This is a genomic window from bacterium, assembly GCA_040755795.1.
In the GTDB taxonomy this organism is placed as follows: Bacteria; UBA9089; CG2-30-40-21; order CG2-30-40-21; family SBAY01; genus JBFLXS01.
Window position 1 is genome coordinate 1 of the sequence record JBFLXS010000135.1, and the last position, 9,430, is coordinate 9,430.

Annotated in this window: 12 protein-coding genes; 11 read left to right on the top strand and 1 reads right to left on the bottom strand. The window is 36.0% G+C overall.

From position 1 onward, the window contains the following. Nucleotides 1-935 precede the first annotated feature (935 nt). From AB1414_09960 to AB1414_10010, 11 genes are all read left to right on the top strand, one after another. Nucleotides 936-2,081, top strand: a complete 1,146-nt coding sequence (locus tag AB1414_09960) for a glycosyltransferase (protein ID MEW6607756.1) — start codon at nucleotides 936-938, stop codon at nucleotides 2,079-2,081. A 60-nt stretch (nucleotides 2,082-2,141) separates the two neighbouring features. Beyond that, nucleotides 2,142-2,366, top strand: a complete 225-nt coding sequence (locus AB1414_09965) for a hypothetical protein (GenBank protein MEW6607757.1) — start codon at nucleotides 2,142-2,144, stop codon at nucleotides 2,364-2,366. Continuing rightward, nucleotides 2,363-2,776: an HNH endonuclease signature motif containing protein gene (locus tag AB1414_09970; protein MEW6607758.1), complete on the top strand. Its 414-nt coding sequence runs from the start codon at nucleotides 2,363-2,365 to the stop codon at nucleotides 2,774-2,776. Before AB1414_09965 ends, AB1414_09970 begins: the two co-directional genes overlap by 4 nt. A gap of 93 nt (nucleotides 2,777-2,869) precedes the next feature. Then, complete coding sequence (locus tag AB1414_09975; protein ID MEW6607759.1) at nucleotides 2,870-3,796, top strand: NAD-dependent epimerase/dehydratase family protein; 927 nt, start codon at nucleotides 2,870-2,872, stop codon at nucleotides 3,794-3,796. Nucleotides 3,797-3,808: 12 nt separating this feature from the next. Further along, nucleotides 3,809-4,510 carry a nucleotidyltransferase family protein gene (locus AB1414_09980; GenBank protein ID MEW6607760.1) on the top strand — a complete coding sequence of 234 codons (702 nt, stop codon included), beginning with the start codon at nucleotides 3,809-3,811 and terminating at the stop codon, nucleotides 4,508-4,510. Further along, nucleotides 4,507-5,502, top strand: a complete 996-nt coding sequence (locus AB1414_09985) for a galactokinase (GenBank protein ID MEW6607761.1) — start codon at nucleotides 4,507-4,509, stop codon at nucleotides 5,500-5,502. The genes AB1414_09980 and AB1414_09985 overlap by 4 nt, the downstream gene beginning before the upstream one ends. Before the next feature lie 11 nt (nucleotides 5,503-5,513). Next, nucleotides 5,514-6,371: an SDR family oxidoreductase gene (locus AB1414_09990; protein ID MEW6607762.1), complete on the top strand. Its 858-nt coding sequence runs from the start codon at nucleotides 5,514-5,516 to the stop codon at nucleotides 6,369-6,371. After that, nucleotides 6,365-7,369: a Gfo/Idh/MocA family oxidoreductase gene (locus AB1414_09995; GenBank protein MEW6607763.1), complete on the top strand. Its 1,005-nt coding sequence runs from the start codon at nucleotides 6,365-6,367 to the stop codon at nucleotides 7,367-7,369. The genes AB1414_09990 and AB1414_09995 overlap by 7 nt, the downstream gene beginning before the upstream one ends. Then, on the top strand, nucleotides 7,366-7,893 hold the full coding sequence (locus AB1414_10000; protein ID MEW6607764.1) for an HAD family hydrolase: 528 nt from the start codon (nucleotides 7,366-7,368) through the stop codon (nucleotides 7,891-7,893). Before AB1414_09995 ends, AB1414_10000 begins: the two co-directional genes overlap by 4 nt. Before the next feature lie 2 nt (nucleotides 7,894-7,895). After that, nucleotides 7,896-8,492 carry an SIS domain-containing protein gene (locus tag AB1414_10005; protein ID MEW6607765.1) on the top strand — a complete coding sequence of 199 codons (597 nt, stop codon included), beginning with the start codon at nucleotides 7,896-7,898 and terminating at the stop codon, nucleotides 8,490-8,492. A gap of 18 nt (nucleotides 8,493-8,510) precedes the next feature. Then, on the top strand, nucleotides 8,511-9,203 hold the full coding sequence (locus AB1414_10010; GenBank protein ID MEW6607766.1) for a transaldolase family protein: 693 nt from the start codon (nucleotides 8,511-8,513) through the stop codon (nucleotides 9,201-9,203). Between the two features lie 42 nt (nucleotides 9,204-9,245). On the opposite strand, the gene AB1414_10015 is transcribed toward AB1414_10010, so the two are convergent. After that, nucleotides 9,246-9,430: hypothetical protein (locus AB1414_10015; GenBank protein MEW6607767.1), on the bottom strand; the 185-nt coding region annotated here is incomplete at its 5' end.

The following is a 9,430-nucleotide window of genomic DNA, read 5'->3' on the forward strand; positions in this document are numbered from 1 at the left end:
AGTAGGATACTTATAGCTTTAATCAAATCAATTAAGAGTAAAATAGTATGAAGTATTTTCCCCCTTTCCTACTTCCTACTTTCCTACTTCCTACTACCTACTTGCTTGGTATGCTGAATAGTTACATAATAAGTTGATTCTTTACTCCTTTGCATATTTCTTTGCCTCCTCCCTGTTTTTTTGGATAGTTTTGTTATCCTTTATCCATTATAACATAGGAGGCAAAGAATTACAACTACTTTATTTATAAATCAAGAATTCTCGGTGAAAAATTAGATAGAGACTCATTATTCTTTATTTTTCTCTCAAAATCTTTACGAAAAATATTTTTTTCTATCTTTCCTAAACATAGGTGAATTCAGTCTCTAAAAATTCACCGAGAATTGCTGTTTATAAATGGTTATACTCTTGTTCCTCAATAGTTGAGCATTTTCATTTGACCTAATCTTTAACTCTATATGCTTTAGTCTGTTCTGTAAATTTAGGAATTATCTGAAATAGTTATCTTCACACCTCATAAGTGAGGGATTACTGTATTTCGTAATACATCAGTTATTTGGGGGAATGAACATTAACCTGCGGAGGACAAAGCAATGAAAATAGTAGGTAAGTAGGTAGTAGGTAAGTAGGAAAGGGATAAAGGATGTGCACGGTATTTCTCTTCTGGGGGCAATGTCTCCCCCTTTCCTACTCTCCTACTTCCTACTTTCAGGAGAATCCCCCACTTCACTGACCTATTACAAAAAAGACAAATTTTTTGTTGACTTATGATAAATTTTTTGCTAAAATATTTCCAGACATGAGCGAACAATCCCAAATACTCAAAAAGCAAGTTATTGCAGTTCATAATGGGAAATGAAAACAGATTTGTAGAGTAGTTGATAAATTCGTGACAAAACTTACATTCAAAGGGGAAAGGAGTAAAACAAAGAGGGATGAAAGTTTTAATTCTTTCTCGACTTTATCCGAATGATGTTGACCCCACAATGGGTATTCCGATAGAGGAGCAGGCGAAGTCTTTAAGTAAACGATGTGCAGTTAAAGTAGTTTCTCCAAAATCCTATTTCCCACCAATTAAGTGTTTTAAAAATTGGTATAGGAAGCGACTGGTTCCAAAATATCAGATAAGGAATGGAATTGCGATTTATTATCCAAGGTATTTTTGGCTTCCATATAGGAGATTCTTTTTAGGAGGAATAGCATATTTTTTAGGAACCATTTTTACTGTGTTAAAAATAAAGAGAAGTGGTTTTGATTTTGATGTTATCCATACCTATTTTAGCTATCCAGACGGTTTTGCCGCCGCAATTATTGGAAAATGGTTAAAGAAACCTACGATGATAATCGAAGGGATGAGTTACTTTACAAGTATGATGGGATCCCCTTTTTGTAAGCCACAGGTCCTATTTGCCATTGCTAACTCAAAAAAGGTTATATGTGAAACAAATGCCCAAAAGAAAAAATTAACTGCCTATGGCATAAAAGATGAAAAAATAGAAGTTATCCAGAAGGGAGTAGATTTAAAGAGATTTAAGGTAAAATTAAAACCTATTGACCAATTTCCCAAGAAACTTCTGTTCGTCGGATTGTTAATACCTCGCAAAGGAATAGTTCAATTGATAAATGTGGTAAAAAGATTGATTGATATGGACTATGATGTAATTTTAGATGTAATTGGGGATGGAGAATTAGCAGGACAGGTAAAAGAGCAAGTAAAAATGTTGGGGTTAGAAAGTTATGTGAACCTTTTAGGAGCAAGAGTAAATGAAGAGGTATCTGAGTATATGCAAAATTGTGATTTGTTCGTTTTGCCAACTTTTGCTGAAAGTTTTGGCGTGGTAATAATTGAGGCAATTGCCTGTGGTAAACCAGTAGTATCGACATATTCGGGTGGTCCAGAAGACATTGTTACCAAAGAAACAGGAATACTTGTTCAACCTGGAGATGAAAACGCATTAACAGAAGCCATTAAATATGTATTAGATCATCCTAATCGGTATGATGCTCAAAAAATAAGAGAATATGCTGAGCAAAAATTTGACATTGATATAGTAACTCAAAAGATTATGGAATTATACTAAAAATTATTTGCAGATAGTTTTATTATAGTGGGTTGTAACATTTGTAACAGGAGGTAATTTATGAATCAACATATCCTTGTAGAAATTGAAATGCCAACTGAAATAAATAAATTTAAACTTTCGAAGGCACTGAACGAGAGATTACAATATTTACTTGATAAACAGGATGGAGGTGAAAAACTTACAATTAGTGAACGAATGGAGGCGGAAGAACTTGTAAATTTGGCTGAGTTTCTTTCACTTTTAAGTTTGCGAGCAAGGAAAATTTGGGGAGAGAGTAAATGAGTTACATCTCTAATGAATTACGACAACTCGTTACAGAAAGAGCAAGAGGACATTGTGAATATTGTGGCTTATCCCAAGAAGGACAAGAAGCGACATTTCATATAGACCACATAATTCCTGTATCAGCAAAAGGAGAAACAGTAGAAGAGAATTTAGCATTAGCATGTGTTTCTTGTTCACTTCGTAAATCCGCCAGATTAACAGCGATTGATCCAGAAAGTGGAGAACAAGTATCACTCTATAATCCAAAACGGGATATATGGAATGAACATTTTAGATGGAATGATATTTACCTTATTGGACTAACTCCAACAGGACGAGCTACAATAGAAGCATTATATATGAACAGACCATTAATACTTGCTATTAGACGAGAAGAAATGATGAGGGGAAAACATCCGCCAATCTGAAGATTTAGTTTTAATTGAAAAAAAATTTATTTATTCAGGAAGAGATGAAAAATATTTCGCCAATTACACAAGGAGGTTACAAAGAGAGATAATATGGGAACAAAGGTATTAATTACGGGAGTAGCAGGTTTTATTGGAAGCAATCTATCAAAGATGCTATTAAATAAAGGCTTTGATATTATTGGTATTGATAATCTCTCTTCAGGCACTCTGGAAAATATTCCTTCAGGAGTTGATTTCCATCAGTTAGATATAAGAGCGAAGGATATTTATCCACTTTTTAAAGAGGTTGATACGGTCTTTCACTTAGCCGCAAAGAATTGTTTGCTTGATTGTTTTAACAATCCATTAGAGACGAGTGATATTAATGTAACCGGGACAGTGAATGTTTTAGAGGCGGCAAAACAAGCAAAGGTGCGGAAATTTATTTACGCTGACACATCGGCAGAGTATGAAGGCATACTTGATTTTCCATCAAAAGTAGATACTGTATGTCCTATTGGCACTTATGCCATAAGTAAATCTGCAGGACTTTCTTTCTGCAAAAATTACCAAAAATTCTGGGATATGAATATTACAATCTTGCGGTATTTTAATGTCTATGGACCTGTCCAGGACTGGCGTAGAGTGATTCCACCTGTGATGAGTAGCTTTATCATTAAATTATTAAAAGGTGAAAATCCTATTATTTACGGCACTGGCGAGAAACGACGAGATTTTATCTATGTAGATGATGTAAATGAATTTCATATCTTATCGATGCAAAATCCAGCTACAGATGGTAATATTTATAATGTTGGTTCCGGGGTGAATCATTCTGTAAATGAAGTTTTTGAGATAATTGAAGGAATATTGAAAACGGGATTAAAACCAATTTATAAAGATGATCTCCCAGGAGAGGCGGAGGTAACCCTTGCCGATATATCAGAATCTATTAAATTAGGTTGGAAACCCGAAATAGAGATAGAAGAAGGTATAAAAAGGTCTATTGAATATATTCGAGAAAAGGTGCTTCAATAGAATTAAAAACTAATGAAAGCGATAATCCTTGCGGCTGGTAAAAGTACAAGATTAAAACCTGTAGTCCATTCAGTTCCAAAACCTATGGTGCAAATCAATGGGAAACCAATTTTGGAACACATAATTTTATTGCTAAAACATTATGGCTTAGTAGAAATTTACATTAATCTCCATCATCTACCTCATATTATAAAAGATTACTTTGGAGATGGACATCACCTGGAGGTTAATATTGTCTATAACTTTGAACCAGAAATTTTAGGAACGGCAGGTGGGGTTAAAGGCTTTGAAAGATATATTGGGTCTTCAGACTTTATGGTTATTTATGGTGATAATTATTTTGATTATGATTTGAACAAAATTATCAACTACCATTACAAAAAAAAGGGATTAGGCACGATTGTTTTTTATGAAAAAGAGGATGTCCGTTTAAGTGGCGTTGCAGTGTTAAATAAGAAAAAGAGAATTATCCGATTCATTGAAAAGCCAAAACCAACTGAGGTTTGTAGCCATTTAGTTAATACAGGAATTTATGTCTTTAATCATGAGATTTTTGATTATATCCCGCCAAACTCTTTTTTAGACTTTGGCAAAAATATCTTTCCTGAACTCATTAAAAAAAATAAACCCATTTATGGGATTGTTATGGAAGGGAGGTTAATTGCAGTAGATACACCTTATCTGTATCAATCTGCTATAAAAGGAAACCAATGATTATTACCAGAACACCGTTTAGAATTACTCTTGGAGGAGGGGGGACAGACCTGCCTGCTTACTATTCTCAATATGGAGGTTTTATCTTTGCCGCAGGTATTGATAAGTATATGTTTATAAACCTCAATCGTCCTATAGTCGATGATTTAATTCGACTTAAATACTCCAAAACAGAGTTGGTGAATCATCGTGATGAAGTGCAACATGAAATTGTCCGTGAGGCATTAAGAATGATGGCGATTGATAATGCTATTGAGATTGTTTCTATGGCGGATGTTCCTGCAGGGACAGGATTAGGGTCTTCAAGCTGTTATGCTGTAGGCTTACTTAATGCACTTCGGACAATGAAGCGAGATTATATCTCTTTACAGGAATTGGCAGAAGAGGCTTGCCACTTAGAACTTGACCTCCTTAAAAAACCTATTGGTAAGCAAGACCAGTATATGGCGGCTTTTGGTGGTTTGACCGTTCTTGAGATTGCAAAGGATGGTAAAGTCACGGTTTCAAAAGCTAATGTCTCGGATACGGTAATTGATGATTTACAACGGAATATGCTTCTATTTTATACAGGAACTTCAAGATCCAGTTTGGATATTTTATCTGAACAGAGTAAATCAGCAAAGGAAGATAAAAAAGTAGTTGTGGATAGCTTACATTATATTAAAGAAAGTGGCTACAAAATATTAGAATATATTCAGAGTGGAAACCTTACTGATTTTGGATTAGCACTTGATAAACATTGGGAAACCAAGAAGAAACTTTCTAACAAAATAACTAATCCACGCTTTGATGAATTATATGACTTAGCTAAAGAAAATGGTGCCTTAGGTGGGAAAATATCGGGTGCTGGTGGAGGGGGATTTTTCCTCTTCTATACCGAAACAAAACATACGCAATTGAGAAATGCCCTTACAAAAGCTGGACTCCGTGAGATGCGATACAAATTTGCATTTGAGGGAACTAAGGTGCTGGTCAACTTTATGAATGATTGAGAAGAGAATATATGAAATTAAAAGATGAAGTGGCGATAATTACTGGTGGTGGAAGAGGTATTGGTGAGGCAATAGCCTATGCCTTTGCACAAGAAGGAGTTAATCTTGTGCTTGTTTCACGAACAATTGAAGAGATAAATGCTGTAGGTTCTAAAGCAAAACGATTTGATGTAGAAACGGTGAGCATAAAAGCTGATATTTCAAATCCAGCGGATGTTGAAAAGGTAGTACATACTGCCATTGAAAGGTTTGGTAAGATTGACATACTCGTCAATAATGCTGGTATTCAGGGACCAATTGGTTTATTGACGGATAATGACATTGAAGGTTGGATTAAAACTATCAATATCAATCTTATTGGTAGTATGATGATGATGCGGGCGGTATTGCCTTTTATGATGAAAAGGCACAAAGGGGTTATCATCAATATGTCAGGAGGAGGTTCTGTTACTCCATCACCGCGATTTAGTGCTTATGGTGCTTCAAAAGCCGCCTTAGTGCGATTAACAGAAACTATTGCCCAGGAGGTAAAAGATTACAATATTCAAGTTAATGCCATTGCCCCTGGTGCAGTAAATACTAAAATTTTTGATGAGATGTTATCAGCAGGAGAAAAAGCCGTAGGGAAAGAAGTTTTTGAGAAACTTAAGCAACAAAAGGTAAGTGGCGGAACATCGCCGGAGAAAGCGGCTGAATTAGCCGTGTTTTTAGCCTCTTGTAATTTACCCAAATTAACAGGTAAATTAATCAGTGCCGTTTGGGATAATTGGAAGAATATCCCTGATAAAATTAAGGACTTTGACAATACATCTCTATTTACTCTGCGACGCATTGATGAACGAAATTTTCAGGAGGTTAAGTTGTGTTAAAAGTAGGAATAATTGGGGCAGGACTTATTGGGAACAAAAGGGCGGCGGTTATAGAAAAGTTAGGTAATGGAAAGTTAATAATGGTAGCAGATACAACCTATTCTAAGGCACAAGATTTAGCCCAAAGATATAATTGCACTCCAACTTCACATTGGGAAGAGGTGGTAGAAAATGACGATATAGATGTTGTTATCGTATCTACTGTTAATAAATACCTTGCTCCTATCAGTATTAAGGCTATGGAAAATAAGAAACATGTGCTTTGTGAAAAGCCACTGGGTAGAAATTTTGAAGAAGCAACTCAGATATACGAGACATCAAAAAAGAACAATGTCCATCTTAAAACAGGATTTAATCATCGTTATCATCCGGCACTTAAAAAGGCAAAATGGTTTTGTGAAGAAGGTGCTATTGGTGAGATATTATTCATTCGTTGTTGTTATGGGCATGGGGGAAGATTAGGTTATGATAAAGAATGGCGGGCAGATAAAGAATTATCCGGAGGCGGAGAGTTACTTGACCAGGGAATTCATGCTATTGACCTTTCGAGATGGTTTCTGGGAGACTTCGCAGAGGTGGTAGGTTGGGTTGATACTTTATTTTGGGATATGTCAGTTGAAGATAATGCCTTCTGTCTATTTAAAACATCTAAAGGACAGGTAGTTTCTCTAAATGCCAGCTGGACACAATGGAAAAATTCCTTCTCTTTTGAAATCTTTGGTAAAAATGGGTATCTTAAAATAACTGGATTAGGCGGAAGTTATGGTCAGGAAAGATTGATATTGGGCAAACGTCCAGTCCAATTTGGCGTCCCTACTGAAGAGTTATTTGAATTTACAAATGAAGATACCTCATGGATTGATGAGTGGGAAGATTTTACTGGTGCAGTTACTGAAAATCGACAACCTTTAGGGAATGGTTATGATGGGTTAAAGGCGATGGAATTGATTGATGCGGTTTATAAATCTTCGAAGCAAGGTTGTGTTATAAAACTATGAAAAGGGCATTATTCCTTGACCGTGATGGGGTTATAAATAAAGAGATAGAAAGAGACGGAGGCTTTTTCTCTCCAAGATGTTTTGATGATTTCGAACTACTCCCCGGGGTAAAAGAAGCACTTGAAATGGCAAAATCGGCGGGATTATTAATTATCGTGATTACCAATCAACCTGATATATCGAGAGGATTGATGAATCAGGCAGAATTAGAAAAAATGCATAAAGAGATGATGGCAAGATTACCCATTGATGATTTATTTGTATGTCCACATTCGGATGAGGATAAATGTGATTGTCGAAAACCTAAACCAGGGGCATTACTCCAGGCGGCTGAAAAATGGGATATAGATTTAAAGAATTCTTATTTTGTAGGAGATAGCTGGAAAGATATGGAGGCAGGTAAAAAGGTTCATTGCACTACTTTTCTTATCCAGAAAGGATATAATAAGGATGTTAAAGGCTATGACTTTTTAGGTCCTGATTTATACTCAGCTGTTCAAAAAATTGTAGAAAGGGGGATTTAACTATGTCTTTTGTATCGGAATATCTATCAGAGGTAAGTGAAATTGCTCAAAAGATAAACAAGGATGAGGTTGAAAAATGTGTTGATTTGATGGTTGAGATAAGGAAGAGAAAGGGGAGACTTTTTTTTCTGGGAGTTGGAGGAGGGGCAGGAAATGCTACACATGCAGTCAATGACTTTAGAAAGATAGCAGGATTTGAGGCTTATGCACCTACGGATAATGTATCCGAACTAACTGCCAGGATTAATGATGATGGTTGGGAATCGGCTTTTGTCAACTGGCTAAAGGGAAGTAATCTGAATGCTAATGATGCGATTGGAATTTTCTCTGTTGGTGGTGGAAATCTTGAAAAACAGATTAGTGTTAATTTAGTTAATGCCATTAAATATGCAAAAGAACTAGGGGCAAAGGTGTTTGGTGTTGTTGGTAGAGATGGTGGTTATACGGCTAAAGTCGGCGATGCGGTTGTAATAGTTCCGACGGTAAATCCTGAGACTGTAACCGCTCATACTGAAGCTTTTCAAGCAGTAATCTGGCACTTGATTGTCTCACATCCCAAAATCAAAGTCTTTGAGATGAAATGGGAATCAGTGAAATAAAAATAGGAGGTAAGTATTATGGCGATTTTTCTTGATTCAGGAAAGATAGTGGAAATTGAGAAGTATATGAAAATGGGAATCATTCGGGGAGTAACGACAAATCCAACTATTCTTTTAAAAGATGGAGTAACGGGTGGAATGGCGGGTATTAAAAAATGTTCCATCGAAATAGCAAAATTAATCCATCCCTACCCTCTTTCAGTTGAGGTAACATCGAACGATAAGCAAAAGATGATTGACCAGGCAAGAGAATTTGCTACCTGGTCAGATAACATTAATGTAAAAATAACTATTCACGGACCAAATGGTGAGTTGGAAAATTTGGAAGTAGTCCACGAACTTGAAACTAAACATAATGTCCGAATAAATGTAACAGCGATGATGAGTGCCCAACAATGCCTACTGGCGGCATTGGCAGGTGCTACCTATGTTTCATTGTTTGGTGGTAGAGTCAATAATATGGGATATAATACCTGCCTGGAAATTGAAAAAGCAAGAGAGGTAATTGACCAATTCAACCTTAAGGCTCAAATAATTATTGGTTCTACACGAGAAGTTTTAAATGTGATTGAATGGCTTATCGCAGGTGCTCATATTGTTACGGTTGTTCCTGATATATTAAAAGGGATGATCGTGCATCCATATTCAAAAGAGACTGTGCAAATGTTTTTGAACGATGCTAAAAAGACAGAGGAAATGTTAGAAAAATAGGAACATCTCTTTAGTCTCTACTCATTAAAAAAGTGTTTAAGGTTATAAAAATATCCTCACTTTTCTATTTTCCTCGATTAGGCCCCAGTGGGCCATTCTATTTCTGTAACTATTCAGCCTGTAGGAAAGTAGGAGAGTAGGGAAGTAGGAAAGGGGAGACATTGTCCCCAGAAGAGGAATACCGTGCACATCCTTTATCCCTTTCCTACTACCTACTTGCCTACTAT